Origin of the sequence: Variovorax sp. OV084 (assembly GCF_900111625.1) — a bacterium.
Classification (GTDB): domain Bacteria; phylum Pseudomonadota; class Gammaproteobacteria; order Burkholderiales; family Burkholderiaceae_C; genus Variovorax.
This window is the reverse complement of the sequence record NZ_FOII01000006.1, coordinates 128,088-150,987: the sequence shown is the minus strand read 5'-3', so window position 1 is coordinate 150,987 and position 22,900 is coordinate 128,088. Positions and strand designations below refer to the sequence as shown.

General features: G+C 67.2%; 20 protein-coding genes. 8 read left to right on the top strand and 12 right to left on the bottom strand.

Going from position 1 to position 22,900, the window contains the following annotated elements; all coding sequences use genetic code 11:
• Positions 1 to 11: 11 nt before the first annotated feature.
• The 8 genes from BMW87_RS17985 to BMW87_RS17950 all read right to left on the bottom strand — a co-directional run bounded on the left by BMW87_RS17985 (position 12) and on the right by BMW87_RS17950 (position 8,039).
• A complete protein-coding gene (locus tag BMW87_RS17985; RefSeq protein ID WP_093077768.1) occupies positions 12 to 989 on the bottom strand; it encodes a tripartite tricarboxylate transporter substrate binding protein in 978 nt (325 codons plus the stop codon).
• Between the two features lie 81 nt (positions 990 to 1,070).
• A complete protein-coding gene (locus tag BMW87_RS17980) occupies positions 1,071 to 1,832 on the bottom strand; it encodes an SDR family NAD(P)-dependent oxidoreductase (RefSeq protein ID WP_093077767.1) in 762 nt (253 codons plus the stop codon).
• 34 nt (positions 1,833 to 1,866) lie between these two features.
• Positions 1,867 to 3,450, bottom strand: a complete 1,584-nt coding sequence (gene garD, locus BMW87_RS17975) for a galactarate dehydratase (protein WP_093077765.1) — start codon at positions 3,448 to 3,450, stop codon at positions 1,867 to 1,869.
• Between the two features lie 14 nt (positions 3,451 to 3,464).
• Positions 3,465 to 4,760 carry a TRAP transporter large permease gene (locus tag BMW87_RS17970; protein ID WP_093051379.1) on the bottom strand — a complete coding sequence of 432 codons (1,296 nt, stop codon included), beginning with the start codon at positions 4,758 to 4,760 and terminating at the stop codon, positions 3,465 to 3,467.
• Positions 4,761 to 4,766: 6 nt separating this feature from the next.
• Entirely contained in the window at positions 4,767 to 5,255 is a 489-nt protein-coding gene (locus BMW87_RS17965; RefSeq protein ID WP_093051376.1) for a TRAP transporter small permease, read from the bottom strand.
• Positions 5,256 to 5,319: 64 nt separating this feature from the next.
• Positions 5,320 to 6,297 (bottom strand): TRAP transporter substrate-binding protein, encoded by a 978-nt coding sequence (locus tag BMW87_RS17960; protein ID WP_093051373.1) that lies wholly within the window; start codon positions 6,295 to 6,297, stop codon positions 5,320 to 5,322.
• A gap of 40 nt (positions 6,298 to 6,337) precedes the next feature.
• Positions 6,338 to 7,234, bottom strand: a complete 897-nt coding sequence (locus BMW87_RS17955; RefSeq protein ID WP_093077764.1) for an SMP-30/gluconolactonase/LRE family protein — start codon at positions 7,232 to 7,234, stop codon at positions 6,338 to 6,340.
• Positions 7,224 to 8,039: an NAD-dependent epimerase/dehydratase family protein gene (locus BMW87_RS17950; protein ID WP_093077762.1), complete on the bottom strand. Its 816-nt coding sequence runs from the start codon at positions 8,037 to 8,039 to the stop codon at positions 7,224 to 7,226. The genes BMW87_RS17955 and BMW87_RS17950 overlap by 11 nt, the downstream gene beginning before the upstream one ends.
• A gap of 224 nt (positions 8,040 to 8,263) precedes the next feature.
• On the opposite strand from BMW87_RS17950, the gene BMW87_RS17945 reads away from it, so the two are divergent.
• From BMW87_RS17945 to BMW87_RS17915, 7 genes are all read left to right on the top strand, one after another.
• Positions 8,264 to 9,130 (top strand): FadR/GntR family transcriptional regulator, encoded by an 867-nt coding sequence (locus BMW87_RS17945; protein WP_093077947.1) that lies wholly within the window; start codon positions 8,264 to 8,266, stop codon positions 9,128 to 9,130.
• Between the two features lie 112 nt (positions 9,131 to 9,242).
• Positions 9,243 to 10,241: a Bug family tripartite tricarboxylate transporter substrate binding protein gene (locus BMW87_RS17940; RefSeq protein WP_093051361.1), complete on the top strand. Its 999-nt coding sequence runs from the start codon at positions 9,243 to 9,245 to the stop codon at positions 10,239 to 10,241.
• A 53-nt stretch (positions 10,242 to 10,294) separates the two neighbouring features.
• Positions 10,295 to 11,206, top strand: coding sequence for a 5-dehydro-4-deoxyglucarate dehydratase (gene kdgD, locus BMW87_RS17935; protein ID WP_093051358.1), 912 nt, complete (start codon positions 10,295 to 10,297; stop codon positions 11,204 to 11,206).
• Between the two features lie 45 nt (positions 11,207 to 11,251).
• On the top strand, positions 11,252 to 11,701 hold the full coding sequence (locus tag BMW87_RS17930) for a nuclear transport factor 2 family protein (protein WP_093051355.1): 450 nt from the start codon (positions 11,252 to 11,254) through the stop codon (positions 11,699 to 11,701).
• A gap of 5 nt (positions 11,702 to 11,706) precedes the next feature.
• Positions 11,707 to 12,693 (top strand): Bug family tripartite tricarboxylate transporter substrate binding protein, encoded by a 987-nt coding sequence (locus BMW87_RS17925; protein ID WP_093077761.1) that lies wholly within the window; start codon positions 11,707 to 11,709, stop codon positions 12,691 to 12,693.
• 16 nt (positions 12,694 to 12,709) lie between these two features.
• Positions 12,710 to 14,071 (top strand): glucarate dehydratase, encoded by a 1,362-nt coding sequence (gene gudD, locus BMW87_RS17920; RefSeq protein WP_093051348.1) that lies wholly within the window; start codon positions 12,710 to 12,712, stop codon positions 14,069 to 14,071.
• Positions 14,072 to 14,084: 13 nt separating this feature from the next.
• On the top strand, positions 14,085 to 15,521 hold the full coding sequence (locus BMW87_RS17915) for an aldehyde dehydrogenase family protein (protein WP_093077759.1): 1,437 nt from the start codon (positions 14,085 to 14,087) through the stop codon (positions 15,519 to 15,521).
• Between the two features lie 7 nt (positions 15,522 to 15,528).
• Here the strand turns inward: BMW87_RS17915 and BMW87_RS17910 are convergent, their stop codons facing one another.
• The gene (locus BMW87_RS17910) at positions 15,529 to 17,082 is read right to left on the bottom strand and encodes an ABC transporter permease/substrate-binding protein (protein WP_093077758.1); all 1,554 of its coding nucleotides are present in this window, start codon (positions 17,080 to 17,082) and stop codon (positions 15,529 to 15,531) included.
• Positions 17,083 to 17,187: 105 nt separating this feature from the next.
• Between BMW87_RS17910 and BMW87_RS17905 the strand changes: the two genes are divergently transcribed.
• Positions 17,188 to 18,258: an ROK family protein gene (locus BMW87_RS17905; RefSeq protein WP_371127349.1), complete on the top strand. Its 1,071-nt coding sequence runs from the start codon at positions 17,188 to 17,190 to the stop codon at positions 18,256 to 18,258.
• Between the two features lie 12 nt (positions 18,259 to 18,270).
• On the opposite strand, the gene BMW87_RS17900 is transcribed toward BMW87_RS17905, so the two are convergent.
• The 3 genes from BMW87_RS17900 to BMW87_RS17890 all read right to left on the bottom strand — a co-directional run bounded on the left by BMW87_RS17900 (position 18,271) and on the right by BMW87_RS17890 (position 22,891).
• Complete coding sequence (locus tag BMW87_RS17900; RefSeq protein WP_256216815.1) at positions 18,271 to 19,938, bottom strand: Ig-like domain-containing protein; 1,668 nt, start codon at positions 19,936 to 19,938, stop codon at positions 18,271 to 18,273.
• A 280-nt stretch (positions 19,939 to 20,218) separates the two neighbouring features.
• A complete protein-coding gene (locus BMW87_RS17895; RefSeq protein WP_093077755.1) occupies positions 20,219 to 21,748 on the bottom strand; it encodes an efflux transporter outer membrane subunit in 1,530 nt (509 codons plus the stop codon).
• 15 nt (positions 21,749 to 21,763) lie between these two features.
• Positions 21,764 to 22,891: an ABC transporter permease gene (locus BMW87_RS17890; RefSeq protein ID WP_093077753.1), complete on the bottom strand. Its 1,128-nt coding sequence runs from the start codon at positions 22,889 to 22,891 to the stop codon at positions 21,764 to 21,766.
• Between the last annotated feature and the right edge of the window lie 9 nt (positions 22,892 to 22,900).

Genomic DNA, 22,900 nt, shown 5'->3' with positions numbered 1-22,900 from the left:
GGCTGTGCGGCTCAGGGCTTGATGTTGAGCTTGGTGATGAGCTGCTTGAAGTACACGTTGTCCTTCGCCAGCGTTTCCTTGAACACAGCGCCGTCGGTGTAGACATAGCCGAGGTTCTGCTTGTCCATTACCTCGTGCATCAGCGGCTCGGCGGCGGTCTTCGCGGTGATCTCGCGCAGCTTCGCCATCACTTCGGGCGGCGTGTTCTTCGGCGCGCCGAGGCCGCGCCAGGTGCCGATCGACAGGTCGATGCCGCGCTCCTTGGCGGTAGGCACTTTCTCGAAGCCCTTCACGCGCTTGTCGGCCATCACCATCAGCACCTTGAGCTTGCCGCCCTGCACGTGCGTCGTCACCTCGGCCGGGCTCACCGCCACGGCTTCGATGTGGCCGCCGAGCAGCGCCAGCACAGCGGGTGCTGCGCCCTGGAACGGAATGTGGCCGAACTTGGCGCCGGTCTTGTCTTCCAGTGCTGCGGCGGCAAGGTGCCAGATCGAGCCGTTGCCCGAATTGCCCACGCGCACGCTCTCCGGTGATTTCTTCGCGGCGGCGAGGAATTCCTCGATGGTGTTCCATGGCGCATCGGCCTTCACCGTGATCGCGGCCGGGTCGGCGTTGAGCTGTGCGATGGGCTGGAAGTCGTCGTAGTTGAACTTGGCCAGGCCCAGGTGCGGCAGCGTCAGCAGCTCGACCGTGAGCACCGCGAGCTTGTAGCCGTCGGGCTTGGCGTTGATCACTTCCGTCCAGCCGATGGCGCCGCCCGCGCCGGGGCGGTTGACGATCACGATGCTCTGCGAGATGTGCTTGCGACTCGCTTCGGCGAATGCGCGCGCCAGGCCGTCGGTGCCGCCGCCGGGCTGGTAGGGCACCAGCAGCTCGATCGTGCGGTTCGGAAAATCGGCCTGCGCCGCGGCCGGCGCGGCCAGCCCGAGCGAGAGCGCGGCCGTGGCCGAGAGGGCGGCGATGCCGCGAAGAAGTTGGCTTCTCTTCATGATGTCTTTGTCTCCGTTGTTGATCTGATCCTTCAGCCCCGGGGGTGTTTCCTCTGTGGGCTTCCTCACTGTCCTCGCGCGTCAGGGCATGTACTGGCCTCCGTTCACCTCGATCACCTGCCCGGTGACATAGCCCGAGAGCTGTTCCGAGGCGAGATAGAGGAAAGCGCCCACGCATTCCTCGGGCTCTCCGATGCGGCCCATCGGAATGCTGGCGCGGAAGTTCTCCAGCATCGCGGGCGTCGAGAAGCGGTCCTGGAACGGCGTCTGGATGACGCCCGGTGCCACCGCGTTCACGCGGATGCGGTCACCCACCAGTTCCTTCGCCAGGCCGTGCGTCGCCGTGCTCACGAAGCCCTTCGAGCCCGCATAGAGGTACGCGGCCGGCCCGCCGCCGGTGCGCGCCGCGACCGAGGTCACGTTGATGATGTTGCCGCCGCCCTGCGTGCGCATCAGCGGAACCACCTCGCGGCAGAACGCGAGCACCGAGCGCGCGTTGATGTGCATCACCTCGTCGAACAGCGCATCGTCGAACTCGGCGATGGGCACGCGCTTGACCAGGCTGCCGGCGTTGTTCACCAGCACGTCGATGCGGCCGAACTGCGCCGCGGCCTGCTTCACGCAGTCGCGGATTGCGGCCGTGTCGCGCACGTCGGCCTTCAGCGCGAAGGCCGTGCCGCCGGCCGCACGGATGGTGTCGACCACGCGGTTCGCTGCGTCGGCCGAGCTGTTGTAGTGCACCGCCACGCGCATGCCGCGTGCGGCGAATGCGATGGCCACCGCGGCGCCGATGCCGGTGCTGGCACCGGTGACGAGCGCGGTCTTGTCCTTGAGGTCTTCCATGTCGTCGCTCCGTGTCTGAAGGGAATGAAAAGAGTCAGGTGACCGGGGCCGGGTTGAACAGCACCAGCGCGTTGTGCAGCTTCCAGTGCTCGGCCCAGGTTTTCTTGCGGCCGCTGGCCACGTCGAGCATCAGGTGGAACATCTCCCAGCCGATGTCCTCGATGGTGGCGTCGCCATCGGCGATGCGGCCCGCGTTCACGTCCATCAGGTCGTGCCAGCGGCGCGCGAGGTCGCTGCGCGTGGCGACCTTGATCACCGGCACTTCGGCCAGCCCGTAGGGCGTGCCGCGGCCGGTGGTGAACACGTGCAGGTTGATGCCGGCCGCCAGCTGCAGCGTGCCGCAGATGAAGTCGCTGGCTGGCGTGGCGGCGTAGATCAGGCCCTTCTGCGATGCCTTCTCGCCGGGCGCGAGCACGCCGGTGATGGGGGCCGAGCCCGACTTGACGATGGAGCCCATCGCTTTCTCGACGATGTTCGACAGCCCACCCTTCTTGTTGCCCGGCGTGGTGTTGGCGCTGCGGTCGACGCGGCCCTTCTCCAGGTAGGCGTCGTACCAGGCCATCTCGCGGATCATGGCCTCGGCCACCTCGGGCGTGGATGCGCGCGAGGTGAGCTGGTCGATGCCGTCGCGCACCTCGGTCACTTCCGAGAACATCACGGTGGCGCCGGCGCGCACCAGCAGGTCGGTGCAGAAGCCCACGGCGGGGTTGGCGGTGACGCCCGAGAAGGCGTCGCTGCCGCCGCACTGCACGCCCACCACCAGCTCGCTGGCGGGCACGGTTTCGCGCCTGCGCTTGTTGAGCCGCGCGAGGTGCTCCTCGGCCTGCCGCATGACCGAATCGATCATCGACATGAAGCCGACGTGCTCGTCGTCCTGCAGGCAGACCACGTCGAGTTCCGCGTCACCTTGCTTGCCTTCGGCTTCGCCGCGCTTGTCGACGATGGGAATGCTCCCCGGCGGCAGCAGGCGCTCGGGCTGCAGCTTCTCGCAGCCCAGGCTCACCACCATCACCTCGCCGCCGAAGTTCGGATTGAGGCTGATGTTGCGCAGCGTGCGAATCGGCACGATGGCATCGGGCGCATCGATGGCCACGCCGCAGCCGTAGGTGTGCGCCAGCGCCACCACGTCGTCGACGTTCGGGTACTTGGGCAGCAACTCGGCCTTGATGCGCTGCACCGCGAAGTCGGTCACGCCGGCCACGCACTGCACCGTCTGCGTGATGGCCAGGATGTTGCGCGAACCCACCGAGCCGTCGGCGTTGCGATAGCCCTCGAAGGTGTAGCCCTCCAGCGGCGGCAGGGCAGGGGGCTTAACCGTGGCGATGGGCAGGCCGTCGAGCTCAGGCGCGGTCGGCATGCGCATCACGCGCTCGTGCACCCAGCTGCCGCGCGGCAGCGCCTTCAGCGCGTAGCCGATCACCACGTCGTAGCGGCGGATGGCGTCGCCTTCGGCCAGGTCGACCAGCGCGACCTTGTGGCCTTGCGGCACGTTGTCCGCCAGCCGAAGGCCGTCGGCGAACTCCGCGCCGGCCTTCAGCCCGCCGTCGTTCGCGACGATGGCCACGTTGTCTGCCGCGTGGATGCGGATGTAGAGCGGTGGGCGGGTGGGTTCGGACATCGTGGGCTCCTTGCTTACTTCACGACCATGAACATGCTGGGCAGCCAGGTCGAGAACGCGGGAACGAATGTGACTACTCCCAGCGCAAAGATCAATGCCCCGTAGAACGGCCAGATGGTCTTCATCACCGTGCCCACCGACACCCCGCCGATCGCGCAGCCGACGAACTGCGTCGTGCCCACCGGCGGCGTGTTCAGGCCCAGCGCGCAGTTGATCAGCATCACGATGCCGAACTGCACCGAGGTCATGCCGTAGTGCTGGGCGATGGGCAGGAAGATCGGCGTGCACAGCAGGATGGTGGCCGCCATGTCCAGGAAGGTGCCGAGCACGAACAGGATGATGTTGATCAGCAGGAAGATCACCCATGGCGTGCTGGTTACCTGCGACAGCATCTCGCCCGTGAGTTCGGCCACGCCGTACAGGCTGATGAGGTAGCCGAAGGTGCTGGAGATGCCGATCAGCAGCAGGATCACGCCCGTGGTGCGCACCGCCTTCGAGGCCGCCTTGATGAAGTGTTCCCACTTCAGCGTGCGGTACACGAAGATCGTGAGGCCCAGCGCATACAGCACGGCCACCGCCGCAGACTCGGTTGCCGTGAACACGCCCGACAGGATGCCGCCGAGGATCAGCACTACGATGAACAGGCCGGGCAGCGCCGCCGCGAACGAGCGCGCCACGATGGACCAGCCCGGGAAGCTGCCGGCCGGATAGCCGCGCTTCACCGCCACCAGGTAGGCGGCCGCAAGGTTGCTGATGGTGAGCACGGCAGCCGGCAGCAGCGCCGCCAGGATCAGCGCCGCGATCGACACCTTGCCGCCTGCTGCCAGCGAATAGATGATCAGGTTGTGGCTGGTCGGCATCAGCGCGCCGACCAGTGCCGCATGGGTCGTCACGTTGACTGCGTAGTCGGCGTGATAGCCCTCCTTCTTCATCATCGGGATCATCACGGCGCCCATGGCCGAGACGTCGGCCACAGGCGAGCCCGAGACGCCGCCGAACAGCGTGCAGGCCACCACGTTCGACATGCCGAGGCCGCCGCGCACGTGGCCCACGAGGTCGCGCGCCAGGTTGACGATGCGGTCCGCGATGCCGCCGTAGAGCATCAGCTCGCCGGCGAAGATGAAGAACGGAATGGCCAGGAACGAGAAGATGCCCATGCCGGAGGTCATCTGCTGGAAGCCGACCGCCAGCGGCAGGCCTTCATAGAGCAGCGTGGCCAGGGCCGACAGGCCGATGGAAAAAGCGACCGGCACGCCCAGCAGCAGGAAGAGCGTGAACGAGATGCAGAGAATGAGCAGAGGAATGGTCATGGTGGCTCAGGCCCAGGCAGGTTCGACTTCGCGGCCTTGGGCGAGCGCGATGATGTGTTCGATGGAGAACATCACGATGAGGACGCCCGACACGGCGGCGGGCACGTACTTCCAGCCCTCGGAGATCCAGAGCGTGGGCAATCTGTAGTCCCACACCGATTCGGCGAGCGAGGCGCAGTTCCAGGCCATGGCAATGCCGAACAGCAGGATCAGTGCGTGGATGAGGTATTCCATCTTCAGCCGCAGCCAGTCGGGCGCGAGCACGAGGAAGGATTCGAGTCCGATGTGGCCCGCGTCGCGCACGCCCACGGCCACGCCGAGCATGGTGACGTAGAGCACCAGCAGCAGCGCGAGGCTTTCGGCCCAGGTGGGGGTGTTGTTCAGCACGTAGCGGCCGAACACCTGCCAGCTCACGGCGCAGATCACTGCGACGAGGCCGAAGATGCCCAACCACATGCAGGCACGTGCGAGGGTGCGGCAAAGTTTGGTGTACATAGATTTTCTTTGCCCTTCCCCCGAGGGGGAAGGAGGGGAGCGGGTCGAGTCGACGAGGGCGGGCTTACTTCGTGTCCTGCACGCGCTTGACGAGGTCCTTCAGCTTCGCGTCGGTGATGAACTTGTCGTACACCGGCTTCATTGCTGCCTGGAACGGAGCCTTGTCGACTTCGATGATCTCGGCGCCGCCGGCCTTCACCGTGGCCAGCGACTTCACTTCACGCTCTTCCCACTGCTTGCGCATGTAGGGCACCGATTCCTTGGCGGCCTGGCGGATCCAGCCCTGCTCTTCGGTCGAGAGCTTGTCCCACACGCGCTTGGAGAACAGCAGCATCTCGGGCGCCATGGAGTGCTCGGTCTTGCTGTAGTACTTGGCCACTTCGAAGGCGCGCGCGCTTTCATACGTGGGGTAGTTGTTCTCGGCGGCGTCGATCAGGCCGGTCTTCAGGCCCGTGTAGACCTCGCCCATCGGCATTGGCGTGGCGTTGGCGCCCATGGCTTCGAGCATCGACACCCACAGGTCGGACTGCTGCACGCGGACCTTCAGGCCCTTCATGTCGGCGAAGGTGCGTACCGGCTTCTTGGCCGTGAACATCGAACGCGCGCCGCTGTCGTAGTAGGCCAGGCCGATGAAGCCCTGCTTCTCGCACGACTTCAGGATCTCTTCGCCGATCGGGCCGTCGAGCACCTTGTGCAGGTGGTCGACCGAGCGGAACAGGAAGGGCATGGTCGGCACCTGCGTCTCGGCGCAGATGTTGTTCATGGGCGCGATGTTCACGCGCACCATCTGCAGCGCGCCGATCTTGGTCTGCTCGATCGTGTCTTTCTCGCTGCCGAGCGAACTGTTGTTGAACACCTTGATGCTGTGCTTGCCGCCCGACAGCGCCTTCAGGCGCTCGCTCATGAACTTCACCGCGGTCACGGTGGGGTAGTCGTCGGGGTGGATGTCGGCCGAACGGAACTCGGTGGCGTGTGCAGCCAGTGTGGTCAGCGCGGCTGCGGCGCACGCGGAAAGTGCGATCAGGGTCTTGGTGAATTTCATTTGTCTCATCCTCTGCTTGGTGGTTGTCGAAAAAGGTTCTTCAGATGCCGAAGGCCGGTTCGGGAACGCCCGTGATGCCGGTGCCGGGCCGCAGCGCGAACACGCCGCCGGCCAACGGCTGGTCCGACAGGTCGATGCCGCCGGGGCGGATCGAGGTGACGAACAGGGTGTCGAGGGCCGAGCCGCCGAAGGCGCACATCGCGGGCTTCTTCACCGGCACTTCGAGCGAGCGGTCGAGCCGGCCGTCGGGCGTGAAGCGGTGCACCAGGCCCGCGTCGTTGCCGCAGACCCAGTAGCAGCCGTCGGTATCCATGGCGGCGCCGTCGGGGCGGCCGGGCAGGGGCTTCATGTCGATGAACAGGCGGCGGTTGCTTGGCGCGCCGGTTTCCGTGTCGTAGTCGAAGGCCCAGACGGCCTGCACCGTGGGGTGCGAATCCGAGAGATACATCGTGCGGCCGTCGGGGCTGAAGGCCAGGCCGTTGGGCACGATGAGGTCGTCCAGGCGCAGAGCGGCGCTCTTGTCACCCTTGCCGTAGCTGTAGAGGCGGCCGACGCGTGCGCCCGCCGCCATGTCCAGCAGCATCGTGCCGGCCCAGAAGCGGCCCTGGCGGTCGCAGCGGCCATCGTTGAAGCGCGTGGCCGGGGCTGCGTGTTCGACCGGGGCGAGCGAGGTGGCGGCCAGCGTGCCGTCGGCCTTCGGCTTCAGCGAGAACAAGCCGCTTTCCATGCCGGCGATCCATTCGCCCGGCGCATCGGCGCGCGGCGCGATGCAGGCGATCATTTCGTTCGCCGTCCACTGCGCGTGGCCTTCGCTCGCGTGCCAGCGGTTCAGTGTGCGCGCGGGAATATCGACCCAGTAGAGCGCCTGTTCGATTGCGTGCCACACCGGGCTCTCGCCGGTGCCGTTGCGTGCATCGAGAACGAGCTCAGCTTGCATCGCCGAAGGGGCCCTGTGCGGTGAAGGCGCCGCCCTGGTAGATCGCGTTCGGATCGGTCGGCGCGACGGGCGGCTGTGCCTCGACCTTGTCGCGGAACACCTCCGAGCTGTCCTGCGGCACGAAGCCCAGGTGCGCGGCCGCACTGTTGTCCCACCACACGTCGCGGTTGTTCGACATGCCGTAAACCACGGTGTGCTTCACGTCAGGCGTGAACAGCGACTTCTCGATCAGCGAGGTCAGGTCGCGGTAGCTGAGCCAGGTGCTCATCATCCGGCGGTTGGCGGGCTCGGGGAACGAGGAGCCGATGCGGATGCTCACGGTCTCGATGCCCCAGCGGTCGAAGTAGAACTGCGCCATGTCCTCGCCGAAGGACTTCGACAGGCCGTAGTAGCCGTCGGGCCGGCGCACGGTATGCGCGTCGATGTGCTCGCTCTGCTTGTAGAAGCCGATCACGTGGTTGGAGCTGGCGAACACCACGCGCTTCACACCGTGGCGGCGCGCGGCCTCGTAGACGTTGAAGATGCCCTTGATGTTGGCTTCGAGGATTTCCTCGAAAGGCCGCTCGACCGAGACGCCGCCCAGGTGGACGATGGCGTCGCAGCCTTCGAGCAGCGCATGCACCGCGGCCTTGTCGGAAAGATCGCAGGGCACGACTTCCTCGTGCGCATCGGCGGCCGGGGCCAGCGACGCGATGTCCGACAGGCGCAGCACGTTCGCATAGGGCTTGAGCCGCTCGCGCAGCACCTTGCCCAGGCCGCCGGCCGCGCCGGTCAGGAGGAGGCGGTTCATCTTGTTGTCGTTCATCGTTGCCTGTCCATACACGGAAGAGTCATGGTTTCCGAGGGCCCGCCGTCACGGTGCTTTTCTGAAAGCGGCCGGTACGATGCCGACGGAGCAAGGTCGAAAGGGCGCTGCATGTCGGTGCCGTGGAGACCGGAAAGCCGCTGGCGGAATGGCCGGCGGCGCCGGGAGTTGAGTGATAAGTTATCTGTTGTCGTACAACTAGTTTGAGGATTATCATCGTGGCCATGGTTCAGACGACTGCGGGTAATCCCTTGATATCGGAAGCGGAGGCGCCGGCGGAAACGGCGTCTGCTGCTTTCGTGGGCCGTCCGCGCCAGCGCGCACGCGGCCTGGCGCATGGGCTGGTGGAAGACCTGGGCGAGAAGATCCGCAACCAGTCGCTGCGGCCCGGCGACAAGCTGCCGACCGAGTCGGCCATCATGCAGGCCTATGGCGTGAGCCGCACCGTGGTGCGCGAGGCGCTGTCGAAGCTGCAGGCCGGCGGGTTGGTCGAGACGCTGCACGGCGTGGGCACCTTCGTGCTGCAGCCGCGGGCCGGTGGGGTGTTTCGCCTCGATCCCGGCGAGATCGCCGCCTCGGTCGACGTACTGGCCGTGCTGGAGCTGCGCATCAGCCTGGAGACCGAATCGGCCGGCCTCGCCGCCACCCGCCGCACCGACGAGCAACTGGTCGCCATGCGCCAGGCGCTCGACGACTTCGAGCACAACGTGGCAGTGGCGGGGGACACGGTGGCGCCCGACTTCCGCTTTCACCTGCAGATCGCGCAGTCGACCGGCAACCCGTATTTCGCCGACATCATGCGGCACCTGGGCACCACGCTCATTCCGCGCACGCGCATCAGCGCCATCCGAACGCACGAGGGCGGTGGCGCGCCTTACCTGAGCCGCGTCAATCGCGAGCACGAAGAAATCTACGCGGCCATCGCGCGCCGCGATCCCGAGTCGGCGCGCGCTGCCATGCGCATCCACCTGACCAACAGCCGCGAGCGGCTGCGCATGGCGCAAGAAGCCGCGCAGCAGAAGGCGAAAGCCGATGCGGCTGCCGGCACGGGTGCGGCCGCACCGTCGCCTGACGACGCTCCCTCCCGCTGAGTTTTTCTTGTCTTGCCCGCTGGACAAGTTGTTTTTCTAGTTGTACGATGACTGATAACTCGCACGACCAGCCGTGCGCAGCCATGACGACCATCGAACAACAGGAGGCAGCATGTCCATCAACCGACGCGGCGCACTTGGCGCCGCACTGGCCACGACGCTGGCCGCCAGCCTGCCCCTGCGCGCCATTGCGCAGGGCACGCAGGGCGGCACCGGCAACTGGCCCTCGAAGCCAATCAGGATCATCGTTCCGTACCCGCCGGGCGGCTCGTCCGACATCATTGCGCGGGCCATCAGCCAGCCGCTGTCGGAGGCGCTGGGCCAGTCGGTAATCATCGACAACCGCGCGGGCGCCAACGGCAACCTCGGCGCCGACCTGCTGGCCAAGGCGCCGGCCGACGGCTACACGCTGATGCTGTGCGACCTCGGCGCGCTGGCCATCAGCCCGTCGCTGTACCCCAAGCTGCCTTTCGATCCGTCGAAGGACCTGCGCAGCGTTTCCATGCTGGCCTACTCGCCGCACCTGCTGGTGGTGCACCCCTCGGTGCAGGCCAGCACGCTGAAGGAACTGGTCGAGCTCTCGAAGAAAAGCGATCTCAACTTTGCCGTTACCGCCAGCGGCAGCACCGCGCATCTCGCGGGCATCGAACTGCAACGCAAGGTCGGCGCCAAGTGGGAATACGTGCCCTACAAGGGCGGCGTGCAGGCAGTGCTCGACACCGTGTCTGGCCAGACGCAGGTGCTCATGAACGGCATGCTCGCGACCTACCCGCAGGTGCAGGCAGGCAAGCTCAAGCTGATTGCCGTGTCCAAGGCCACGCGCATGCCGCTGATCGGCAGCGTGCCCACCATCGCGGAGCAGGGCGCGCCCGGCTACGAGTCGGGCACGTGGCAGGGCGTGGTCGCGGCGCGCGGCGTGCCTGACGCGGTGATCGCCCGGCTCAACAAGGAACTGGTTCGCATCATCCGCACGCCCGACATCCGGGCCCGCCTCGCGGGGCAGGGCGCCGAGGTAGTGACCATGACCGCGCCCGAGCAAGACCAGTTCTTCGCCAAGGAGCGCGCGCGCTGGGCGCAAGTCATCAAGGAAGCCAACGTCAGGCTCGACTGACCGCCTGCTTCACCCCTTTTTTCTTTTCTCAAATCTTCACTGGACGATTCCCGATGAACCCGCAAGAACTCAAGACCATCATGGGCTCCGGCCTGCTCTCGTTTCCGCTGACCGACTTCGACAGCAACGGCGACTTCAACCCGGCGGGCTATGCCAAGCGCCTCGAATGGCTCGCCCCCTACGGCGCGAGCGCGCTGTTCGCGGCCGGCGGCACGGGCGAGTTCTTCTCGCTCACCGGCGAGGAGTACCCCGGCATCATCAAGACCGCAGTGGACACCTGCCGCGGCGTGGTGCCGATCATTGCCGGCGCCGGTGGTCCCACGCGCTTTGCCATCCAGTGCGCGCAGGCCGCAGAGAAGGCCGGCGCGCACGGCATCCTGCTGCTGCCGCACTACCTCACCGAAGCCGGCCAGGAAGGCCTGGCCGCGCACGTCGAAGCCGTGTGCAAGAGCGTGAAGTTCGGCGTGATCGTCTACAACCGCGCCACCAGCCGCCTGAAGCCCGACACGCTGGCCGGCCTGGCCGAGCGCAACCCCAACCTCGTCGGCTTCAAGGACGGCGTGGGCGACATCGAAGCCATGGTCGCCATCTATCAGAAGATGGGCGACCGCTTCGCCTACCTGGGCGGCCTGCCCACGGCCGAGGTCTATGCCGCGGCCTACAAGGCAATGGGCACGCCGGTGTATTCGTCGGCCGTCTTCAACTTCATTCCGAAGACCGCCATGGATTTCTACAAGGCCGTTGCCGCCGACGACCTGCCGACGCAGCATCACCTGCTGAAGAACTTCTTCATGCCCTACCTCGAGCTGCGCAACCGCGTGCCGGGTTATGCGGTGAGCATCGTCAAGGCCGGCGCAAAGATCGTCGGCCACGACGCAGGCCCCGTGCGCGCACCGCTCACCGACCTGAAGCCCGCGGAGATGGAACAGCTCAAGGCGCTGATCGACGCGCTCGGCCCGCAGTAAGCCTGCAGCGTCGAACACCACAAACAACAACGGAGACAAGACGCCATGTTCCTCAAGAAGTTTTTCCTGATCGCCGCTTCGGCAGCCCTGTTCTCGGCCTGCTCGATGATGCCCGCGGGCAGTGCGGCACCGGCCGCACCCGAAGTGGCTGCCGCCGCTGAACGCCTGCGCATCGCGATGGTCGACCCAACCCCTGCCGCACTCGGCGCGCTGGTGTCCGACGACCTGAGCTACGGCCACTCGGGCGGCAAGGTCGACACCAAGGCCAGCTTCATCAGCGACCTGCTCGACGGCAAGTCGGACTTCGTGTCCATCGCCATCACCGAGCAGACCGTCAAGGTGGTCGATGCCAACACGGCCATCGTGCGCCACACGCTCACGGCCGACACCAACGACTCGGGCAAGCCCGGCAAGGTGGCGCTGAAGATCCTCGGCGTCTGGCAGAAGCAGGGCGGAAGCTGGAAGCTGCTCGCCCGCCAGGCCGTGAGGATCTAGTCCGCATGAAGAAGAGACTCCTTCTTGCCGCGGCCCTCGCAGCTGCCTCGACCGCGCTGCTGCCCCTGCATGCCTCGGCGCAAGCCGATGCATGGCCGCAGCAGAAGCCGGTGACCATCATCGTGCCGTTCCCGGCCGGCGGCTCCACCGACATGGTGGCGCGCGCAATCGCGCTGCAGATGCAGACCAAGCTCGGCGGCAGCTTCGTCGTCGACAACCGGCCTGGCGCCACAGGCACCATCGGCACCGGCTTCGTCAAGCGCGCGGCGCCTGATGGCTACACGCTGCTGGTGTCCTCGCTCGGCGCCTTCGTCGTCACGCCGCACCTGCAAAAGAGCGTGCCCTACGACGCGACCAAGGACTTCGACTACATCAGCGTGCCCGTGCAGGCGCCCAACGTGCTCGTCGCCAACGTCGCGCGGCCCGAGCACACGGTGGCCGACGTGCTGGCGCTGCTGCGCAAGACGCCGGGCAAGGTCTCGTTCGCGAGCTCGGGCAATGGCTCGTCCGACCATCTCTCGGCGGAACTCTTCTGGCAGCAGACCAAGACCGAAGGCGTGCACGTGCCCTACAAGGGCGGCGCGCCGGCGGTCAACGACCTGCTGGGCAACCAGGTCGACTTCTCGTTCCAGAACGTGAATGCCGTGCTGCCGCACATCCGCGCGGGCAAGCTGCGCGCCATTGCCGTTACCGGCGACAAGCGCTCGCCCGTGCTGCCCGACGTGCCCACGCTGGCCGAAGCCGGCGTGAAGGGCGCGGAGGTCTATTCGTGGCAGGGCATGGCCGCACCCAAGGGACTGCCGCCTGCCGTCAAGAAAAAGCTGAGCGACGCCGCGATTGCCGCCATGCAAGACCCCGAGACGAAGAAGCGCATGCTCGACCAGGGCCTGGAGATCGTCGCCAGCACGCCCGAAGAATTCACCGCCTTCCAGTTGCGCGAATGGGCGCGATGGAAGACATTGATCGACACCCGCCACATCACCGCAGACTGAGGCACCGAGCCCGAAGATGACAAGTCCTGAATCCGTTGTTTCCAAAGTCGTGTCGGGCGCCCCCGTCGTCACCGGCATGCGCGTGGTTCCCGTCGCGGGCCACGACAGCATGCTGATGAACCTCAGCGGCGCGCACGGCCCGTTCTTCACGCGCAACCTGCTGATCCTGACCGACAGCGCCGGCCACACCGGCGTGGGCGAAGTGCCCGGCGGCGAGAAGATCCGCCAGACGCTCGAAGACGCGCGCGACCTCATCGTCGGCCAGCCCATCGGCCGCCACAACGCGGTGCTCAACAGCCTGCGCAGCGCCTTTGCCGGCCGCGACAGCGGCGGCCGCGGCCAGCAGACCTTCGACCTGCGCGTGACCATCCATGCGGTGACGGCCGTCGAGGCCGCGCTGCTCGACCTGCTCGGCCAGTTCCTCGAAGTGCCCGTGGCGGCCCTGCTCGGCGAAGGCCAGCAGCGCGACGCGGTGCAGATGCTCGGCTACCTCTTCTACGTGGGCGACCGCAAGAAGACCGATCTGCCGTACGAGACCGACCCCAACGCCGACAACGACTGGTTTCGCCTGCGCCACGAAGAAGCGATGACGCCCGAAGCCATCGTGCGCCTGGCCGAGGCCACACATGCGCGCTACGGCTTTACCGACTTCAAGCTCAAGGGCGGCGTGCTGCGCGGCGAGGAAGAGGTCGAGGCGATCCGCGCGCTGCACGAGCGCTTTCCGAAGGCGCGAGTCACGCTCGATCCGAACGGCGGCTGGCTGCTGCAGGACGCGATCCGCCTGTGCCGCGACCTGCACGGCGTGATGGCCTATGCAGAAGACCCGTGCGGCGCCGAAGGCGTGTTCTCCGGCCGCGAGGTGATGGCCGAGTTCCGCCGCGCCACAGGCCTGCCCACCGCCACCAACATGGTCGCCACCGACTGGCGCGAGATGGTGCATAGCCTCTCGCTGCAGTCGGTCGACATTCCACTGGCTGATCCGCATTTCTGGACCATGCAGGGCTCGGTGCGCGTGGCGCAGTTGTGCCAGGCCTGGGGCCTGACCTGGGGCTCGCATTCGAACAATCACTTCGACGTGTCGCTGGCGATGTTCACGCACGTGGCGGCGGCTGCGCCGGGCAAGGTCACGGCCATCGATACGCACTGGATCTGGCAGGATGGCCAGCGCCTGACGAAAGCGCCATTGCAAATCGAAGGCGGCTTCGTGAAGGTGCCGACGCGTGGTGGCCTGGGCATTGAACTCGACATGGACGAAGTCGAGAAGGCGCACCAGCTGTACCTGAAACATGGCCTCGGCGCGCGCAACGACGCGCAGGCGATGCAATATCTCATTCCCAACTGGACTTTCGACAACAAGCGCCCGTGCATGGTGCGCTGAAGGAAACGACGCAATGCAGAACTTCGACAACCTCATCGCCGGCGAATGGCGTGCTGGCGCAAGCTACAGCCCCAACGTCAACCCGAGCAACCTGTCCGACGTGCTCGGCCAGTACACGCAGGGCGATGCCGCCCATGTCGACGCCGCAGTGGCAGCCGCCACCGCAGCGTTCCCGGCCTGGGCCACGGGCAGCGTGCAGGCGCGCTCCGACGCGCTCGACAAGATCGGCAACGAGATCCTGGCGCGCAAGGAAGAGCTGGGCACGCTGCTGGCGCGCGAAGAAGGCAAGACCAAGGCTGAAGGCATTGGCGAGGCCACGCGCGCGGGTCAGATCTTCAAGTTCTTCGCGGGCGAATGCCTGCGCCTGTCGGGCGAGTTGCTGCCTTCAGTGCGCCCCAACATCGGCGTGGAAATCACGCGCGAGCCGGTCGGCGTGGTCGGCCTCATCACGCCGTGGAATTTCCCTATTGCCATTCCCGCCTGGAAGATCGCGCCGGCACTGGCCTTCGGCAATTGCGTGGTGCTCAAGCCTGCCGACCTCGTGCCGGGCAGCGCCTGGGCTCTCTCCGAAATCATCAGCCGCTCGGGCATTCCGGCCGGCGTGTTCAACCTCGTGATGGGGCGCGGCAGCGTGATCGGCGAGGCGCTGGTCAACCACCCGGGCATTCATGCGATCAGCTTCACCGGCTCGGTGGGCGTGGGCCGCAACATCGCGATCCAGTGCGTCACCAAGCACAAGAAGGTGCAGCTCGAAATGGGCGGCAAGAACCCGCAGGTGATTCTTGACGACGCCGACCTCGCGCAGGCCGTTGAGCTCAGCGTGCAGAGCGCGTTCTACTCGACCGGCCAGCGCTGCACGGCGTCGAGCCGCCTCATCGTCACCGAAGGCATCTATCCGAAGTTCATCGCCGCCATGAAGGAACGCATGGCGAAGATCAAGGTGGGCGACGCACTTGCGCAGGGCACTGACGTGGGCCCGGTCTCGTCGAAGTCGCAGCTCGAGCAAGACCTGAACTACATCGAGATCGGCCAGAGCGAAGGCGCCACGCTGGCCGCCGGCGGTGAACGCCTGAAGCTGGAGACCGACGGCTACTACATGTCGCCGGCCCTCTTCAGCGAATCGGCCGCGGCCATGCGCATCAATAAGGAAGAAATCTTCGGCCCGGTGGCGAGCGTGATCCGCGTGAAGAACTACGAAGAGGCGCTGGCCACGGCGAACGACACCGAGTTCGGCCTGTCGGCCGGCATCGCCACCACCTCGCTGAAGTACGCCACGCACTTCAAGCGCCACAGCCAGGCCGGCATGGTGATGGTCAACCTGCCGACGGCAGGCGTGGACTATCACGTGCCGTTTGGCGGTCGCAAGGGCAGCAGCTACGGTCCGCGTGAGCAGGGCCGCTATGCGCAGGAGTTCTTCACGACGGTGAAGACGGCCTACACGCTGGCCTGATCGCTCTTCAGGCGGGTGGCAGCGAGCTCGGCGGGGCTCGCCGCCTGCGCCGCATCAGGTACTCCACGAGCTCGAAGATCCCTTCGCTCAGCAGCGCCAATGCGGCTGCCGGCAGTGCGCCCGCCACGAGCAGCTCGCGGTCGTTGAGCGCCAGCCCCGTCACGATGCGCTCGCCGAAGCCGCCCGCACCAATGAAGGCCGCGATGGTCGCCGTGCCGATGGCAATCGCAGTGGCGGTGCGCACGCCCGCCAGCAGCGTTGGCAGCGCCAGCGGCAGCAGCACCAGCTGAAGGCTCTGCGGCGGCGTCATGCCGAGCGCGGTGCCGGCGAGCCGCAGGCCGTTGGGCACTTCGGCCAGGCCCGTCACCGTGTTGCGCATGATCGGCAACAGCGAATAGAGCGTGAGCGCAATCAGCGCGGGCAGCGCGCCGATGGCGCCCAGCATCGAGATCAGCACGGCCAGCAACGCGAGTGACGGCACGGTCTGCAGCAGGCTCGCAAAGCCCAGCACCACAGCGCGCAACCGCACATGCGGAAACACCAGGATCGCGATCGGCACGCCGATCAGGATGGCGATGCCGACCGACAGCGCCACCAGCACCAGGTGCTGCCGCGCAAGCTTCCACAGGTCGGGCCCGAACAGCTTGGCCATGAAGCCGCGGCGCGCTTCCTGCGGCTGCGCCTTCGCATCCTTGCCTGTGCTCGCCAGGAAGTCGCGCGCGATCACGTCGAAGGGCACGCTCAGCAGCTCGGCGCGCGCGTTCATCGCGATCATCGCGTGCTCGTCGACCTTGCCTTCGAGCGTCTGCAGCGCGGCCCAGGCCCTGGGCAGTCGCGTGGGCAGGTCGAGCTTGTAGAGCACCACGGCGTCGTAGCGCGGAAAGTATTTCTTGTCGTCTTCCAGCACGCGCAGGCCGAGGTGGTCGATCTTGGCGTCGGTGGTGTAGATGTCGATCACGTCGATCTGCTTGGCGGCCACGGCGTCGTAGGCCAGTCCGTGGTCGAGACCGGTCGGCACCTGCGTGAAGCCGTAGCGGTCGGCCAGGCCCTTCCAGCCATCCGCGCGGCCGATGAATTCGTTCGACAGGCCGAGCTTGAGTTCGGGGTGTTTCGCCAGGTCGCTCAGCGTGCGCAGGCCCAGCCGCTCTGCATCGGGCGCGCGCACCGCGAGTGCGTAGCCGTCGTTGAAGCCCAGCGGAATCGCCACGCCCAGGCCCATCGGCGCGAGTGCCGCGTTCATGGCCTCGCGCGTGTTGGCCGGCGAGCCCTTGAGGATTTCGAGCGCGATGGTGCCGGTGTATTCGGCGTACATGTCGATGGCGCCCGAGCGCAGCGCCTCGTAGACGATGGCCGTGTTGCCCAGCCCCTGCCGCACGACGGGGGGCGATGCAGTGTGTGGCGCCGCCGTCTGCGCCAGCAGCTCGGCCAGGATGTACGACTCGGTGAAGCGCTTGGAGCCGACGCGCAGCGTCTCGTCCGCGGCCCGAGCGGCGCCGGACGCGGCAAGCCAGGCAAGGGCGAACAACAGGGCGGCGCGCCAGAGGCTGCGGGGCAGATGCATCCGGGCCAGTGTATAGACAACGCCCCGTTCGGCGTACCCGTCAATCTCCTACACGCCGTGGTGCGCGGTGCCGATGCGGCGGGCCGCCGATCGGCCCCACAGTCGATGGCCATGAAGACCCAACCCAGGAAAGACAAGCTCCCCGGCCCCGACGTCCACGGCCTGCGCGAACTGCCGGGTGTGCAGGTAGACGGCTACAGCCTGCAACTGCGCGACAAGGACGGCTTCGTCGGCGACCAGGCCAGCCAGACGGCCTTCCGCGAACTGCTCGAACGCTGGCGCAAGCGCCGCCGCAGGAAGGGGAAAGACCCGCTGGGCCTCTCGCATTCGCGCGACCTGAGCAAGAGAGAGCTCGACCAGGCGCTGCAGGAAAAGAAGGCGTCCGAAGCCACCGACGTGATGCATGCAGCCATCGAGGAGTTCGCGCAGGAGCTGGCCTTCGTGATCCAGCGCTTCATGCGCCAGCCCTCGTGGCAGAAGGTGCAGCGCATCGTGATCGGCGGCGGCTTTCCCGAGAGCGACGCGGGCGAGCGCGCCATCCTGCAGGCCGGCGCCATCCTCGAAGAGATGGGCCTGCACGTGCAGATCGGCCGCCTCTCGCACGATGTGGACGACGGCGGCCTGATCGGCTGGGCGCATCTCGTGCCGCCCCACATGCTGAAGGGGCACGACGCGATCCTCGCGGTGGACATCGGCGGCACCAACGTGCGTTGCGGCATCGTGAAAACGCGCCACCGCAAGGCGCCCGACTTCTCGCTCGCGAAAGTGGTGCGGCGCGAGAAATGGCGCCATGCGGACGAGGACCCCAACCGCGGCGGCATGGTCGATCACATCGCCGGCATGCTCGAGGACATGGTGCTCTACAGCGAGCGCAAGAAGATCCGGCTGGCGCCCTTCATCGGCATCGGCTGCCCGGGCCTGATCCGGCAGGACGGCTCGATTGCGCGCGGTGCGCAGAATCTGCCGGGCGACTGGGAAGGCCACGCCTTCCACTTGCCGAGCCAGCTGTGGCGCCGCATGCCGATGATGGGCTCCGGCCCGACGCTGGTGTTGATGCACAACGACGCGGTAGTGCAGGGCCTGAGCGAGCTTCCCTTCATGCGCGACGTGCGGCACTGGGGCGTGCTGACCATCGGCACGGGGCTGGGCAACGCGAGCTTCACCAACCGGCCCTGAGGCCGGGTCGCATTACAGGTCTTCGGGCCGCAGGCCTTCGATGCGCATGCTTGCGGAAGCGGTGGCGACGTTGCCTGCCGCATCGATGGCGCGCACTTCGATGTTCGCGGCGCCGGGCCTCTTCGGCGTCCACGTGCAGATGTACGGCGCGGCGTGCAGCGTGCACGCGGTCTTGCCGTCGACGACGAACTTCAGCTCGGCCACGGCCACGTTGTCGGATGCCGTGGCGGAAAGCCTTGTCGCCATGCCTGCCGCGGCGGTTGGCGGCGGGGCCAGCGCAACTGTCGGCGCCACCGTGTCGGAAGGCGCATTGACGATCACGTTGGCGGAGGCCACGGCGGCGTTGCCAGCCGCGTCGATCGCGACCACGCGGATCGTCTGGACGCCGGGCGCGGTCGGCGTCCAGCTGCAGGTGTAGGGCGGGGCGGTGAAGGTGCAGATCGGGATGCTGTCCCGGCCCAGCACCTTGACGCCCCATACGCCCGCGTTGTCCACCACGGCCGGCGCGATGGTGGTGGGTTGGCCCACCACGGCCATGGAAGGCGCGGCCAGCGAAACGGTCGGCGGCGTCGCGTCGGTGCCGCCGAGAGCCAGGTCGATGGTGAACATCGGCTGGCCCTGCACGGCCTTCTGCTCGAACGCATCGAAGATGGTGAACCAGCTCGCACCGGGGGCGCGGTTGGCGGCGCGCGCCTTGACCAGCAGCGTCGTCTTGCCGACGGCGAAGCAGCTGAAGCCGCAGTTCCAGTCGAACACGAAGCGGCCCGACGCATCGGCCACGCCGGTCACCAGCATGACCAGCGGCTTGCCGGCCCCGGGGTCGCGCCACACCGACACCTGCGCGCCGGGCAGCGCGGCGCCGGTGTCACGGTCGGTCACGCGCACCTGGGTGCCGGTGGTGGCCGCCATGAACTTCGAGCTGCCGAGCTTGGGCCAGTCGGTCCAGTCGGTGTCGATGTTGGCCTTGGTGCCGGCCGTGAAGCGGATCATCTCCAGCGTGGCGATGCGGTTGGCCGCAGGGTCGCGGCGCTGCTCGAAGACGGTGCCCAGCAGCGGGTCGAGCCGCCAGTGCTGGCGCGTCCACCAGTAGCGGTCGTTGTCGTTGGCCAGGGCGAGGTCGACGATGGGCGCGACGCCGGTGGTGTCGGCCACCGCAACGCCGTTGTAGTACTCGCCCGCGCCGGCGCCGAACACATGCTCCAGCTCGTGCAGCAGGGTCTTGAGCTGGCGGGCGAGGTAGTCCTTCTCGGTGGACTCGGGCGCGCCGGGGCTGGGCGCGCGCGACAGGCGCAGTGGGTCGTGGATGGCGATCCAGTTCAGGTTCCAGGTCACGCCTTTCTGCGGAAAGGTCCAGCTGGTAGACAGCCCGCCGTGGCTGTAGCCGCGGGTGGACTTCGATATGCACACCACCACTTCGCCGTTGACCAGGCCGTTGTAACTGCACTGCGGCGCGGTGGCGGGGGCTGCGAGCTGCAGGTCGGCGGCGGGGTCGAAGGCAAAGCTGCGCACGGTCTCGCGCGTGAACACCGTGTTGACGTCGGCCACGTACTGCGCGAGCCGGCGGGCGGCTTCGGCGGGGCCGATGTCGGTGACCAGCTCGGGGTCGACGATGAACTTCAGGCGATGGGTGCTGGAGGCGGCCCGGCCGACTTCGTCCATTGCGGCGAAGGCGGGCACCATTCCAGAAAGCGCGAACAGAGCTGGTAGCACGAACGCCAGACTCGCGAATGCACGCAGCGAGAAGAAAGCTCGCATCGGTTTTCCCCCGGGGCAGGGGCGCAGGACTCAAACGGATGACGCCTCGGTCGGCCTTTTCAGGGGCCGGGCCCAGGCGAGCTGCCCCGCGATGCAGGGGGTGCCGGAAGATCCGTTCACGCTTGCCCGATGACGAATCAGTGGGCAGGCAGGCTTGTCAATCCCGGAAACCGGTGGGTATTTTAGTCTGCATGTTCAACTTGTTTCAATTGTGTTGCATTTGTGCTTCTGACGCCACAGTGTCACCACCCAGCGCCTTGTAGACCGCCACCAGGCCCACCGAGAGACGGCTGGTGCTCTGTGCCTGGTCGCGCTGCGCCTGCAGCAAGGTGCGGCGCGCATCGAGTTCAACGCCAAAGTCGGTGAGCCCGCCCTTGTAGCGAGCCGCCGCCAGCACCAGCGCATCGCGGCTGCGGCGTTCGCGCTCGGCCAGCTCGACCTGGCGTTGGCCCTCGGCGGCGTAGGCGTTGAGGGCTGAATCGATCTCGTGCCAGGCCTTGAGCACGGTCTGCTGGAACGCCACGGCCGCTTCCTGCTGCTGCAGTTCGCGCAGTTCGATGGTGGCGCGGCGGCGGCCGTTGTCGAAGATCGGCAGGCTGATCGACGGGCCCACGTGCCACTGCCGGCTGCCCCAGTCGCCGAAGCGCTCGCTGCCCACCGATTCGTAGCCGAAGCCGGCGCCCAGCGTCACGCGTGGATAGAGGTCGGCCACGGCCACGCCGATGCGGGCTGTGGCGGCGTGCAGCTGCGCCTCGGCGGCTGCGATGTCGGGGCGGCGGCGTGCGAGCTCGGCGGGCAGGCCCAGCGTGAGTGCGGGCAGCGCGGGGGCGTCTGGTGTGTCGCCAGTGGCGGTGTCTGCCAGCTCGGTGTTCAGTGCGCCAGGCGCGGCACCGGCCAGCAGCGTGATGCGGTTCATTGCATCGGCCTCTTGCTGCAGCAGCGCGGGAATGCGTGCGCGCAGCTCGGCCACCAGCGCACGCTGGCGCACCGGGTCCATGTCGGTGACGAGGCCACCGTCGGCGCGTGCCTGCACCAGTTCGAGCGACTCGGCGGCCGCTGCGATGTCGGCGCGCGCGATGCGCAGTTCGCGCTGTGTGCCGCGCAGCTCGAAATAGTTGCGCGCCAGTTCGGCCTGCACGCTGAGCCGGGCCTGCTGCAGCAGCGCAGCCGATGCGCTCGAGTCGGCATCGGCCGCCTCGATGGCGCGGCGCACGCGGCCCCACAGGTCGATTTCCCACGAGGCGTCGAAGCCGGCCTGATAGAGGTTGTAGGGCTCGCTGAGCGTGCGGATGAGCTGGTCGCGGTTGGAAACCGACGAGCCCAGCGCGTCGATCATCCGTGTGGCGGAGCCGCTCTCGCTCTGGCGCTGCCGGGTGACGCCGGCGCTCGCATTCAGCTGTGGACCCTGCTGGGCCGCGGTGGTGGTGCGCTGCACGCGGCTTTGCGCGAAGCGCAGGGCGGCGGTCTGCAGGTCGGGGTTGCTCGCGAGCACCATGGCCTCGAGGCGGTCCAGCACCGGATCGTTGAAGGCCTTCCAGTCGCCAGATGCGACGCCGCCAAAGGAACCTTGCCGCTCCGCACCAAGCAGCGCGGGCGAACCGCCATGCCATGCAGACCAGTCGGCGGGAGCGCGGGCTTCGGCCGGCTTGTGGTCGGGTCCCACGGCGCAGCCGACAAGAATGAAAGCGAGAGAGAGCGTGGCCGCGACGGAAGAATGAGGAAATGGAAGGGGCATGACGTGCTCCCGTTATCAGACAAGACGATTGCGGAACAGCCACGCCGCCAGCGGCAGCGTGATGGCGGCGATGACGGCAAGCGGAATCAGGTTGTGCCAGACCGTGCCCAGCCCCACGCCTTCGAGGTACACGCGCTGCACCAGGTCGATGGCAAAGCGCAGCGGGTTGGCCAGCGTTGCCACCTGCAGCGCGTGCGGCATGTTGCGCACCGGCGTGGTCAGGCCCGACAGCAGCATCAGCGGCATCAGCAGCACGAAGGCATAGAGCATGGCCTGCTGCATGTTGGCCGACACAGCGGAGATCGACAGGCCGATGCCCACGCTCGCCACCGTGAAGAACAGCAGCCCTGTGTACAGCGTGACGAGCGAGCCCGCCATCGGAATGCCGAACCAGAAGAGCGCCACCAGCAGGATCAGCGACGACTGCACCAGTCCCACCAGCACCGGCGGCAGCGCCTTGCCGATCATGATTTCGAGCGGCGACATCGGCGTTACCAGCAACTGGTCGAAGGTGCCTTGCTCGCGTTCGCGCGCCACCGACAGCGCGGTGAGCAGCAGCGTCTGCAGCATGCTGAGCGCGGCGATCATGCCGGGCAGCAGGTTCCAGCGCGTTTCGAGATTCGGGTTGAACCACGCGCGCGATTCCACGACCAGCGGCGACGGCGGTGCGCCCACGCGCGCGCGCAGCTCGGCGTTGTAGCGCTCGACCACCGCACTCACGTAGCCGGCCGCCGAGCCCGCGGTGTTGGAGTTGCGCGCATCGAGGATCAGCTGGATGGCCGCCGTCTGCCCCGCGCTGAGCTGCTGCTCGAAGTTGGCGGGTATCTGTATGACCAGCAGTGCCTTCTCGGTGTCGATCACCTCGCGAATGTCGGCCTGCGAGCGCAGCGTGGCCACGCGGTGGAATACGCCGGTGCTGTCGAGATGCGCAATCAGCTCCGTCGAGGCGCCGTTGTGGCTCTGGTCGAGCAGCGCATAGGGCACGTTGGTGAGGTCGTAGGTCGCGCCGTAGCCGAAGACCAGGCTCTGCATGATCGCCGGTGCGATCAGGATGGCGCGCGTGGCCGGGTCCTTGAGGATGGTCAGCAGCTCCTTGCGGCAGAGGTTGGCGACGCGCAGGAAGAAATCGATGAGGGCGTTCATGGCCGGGGC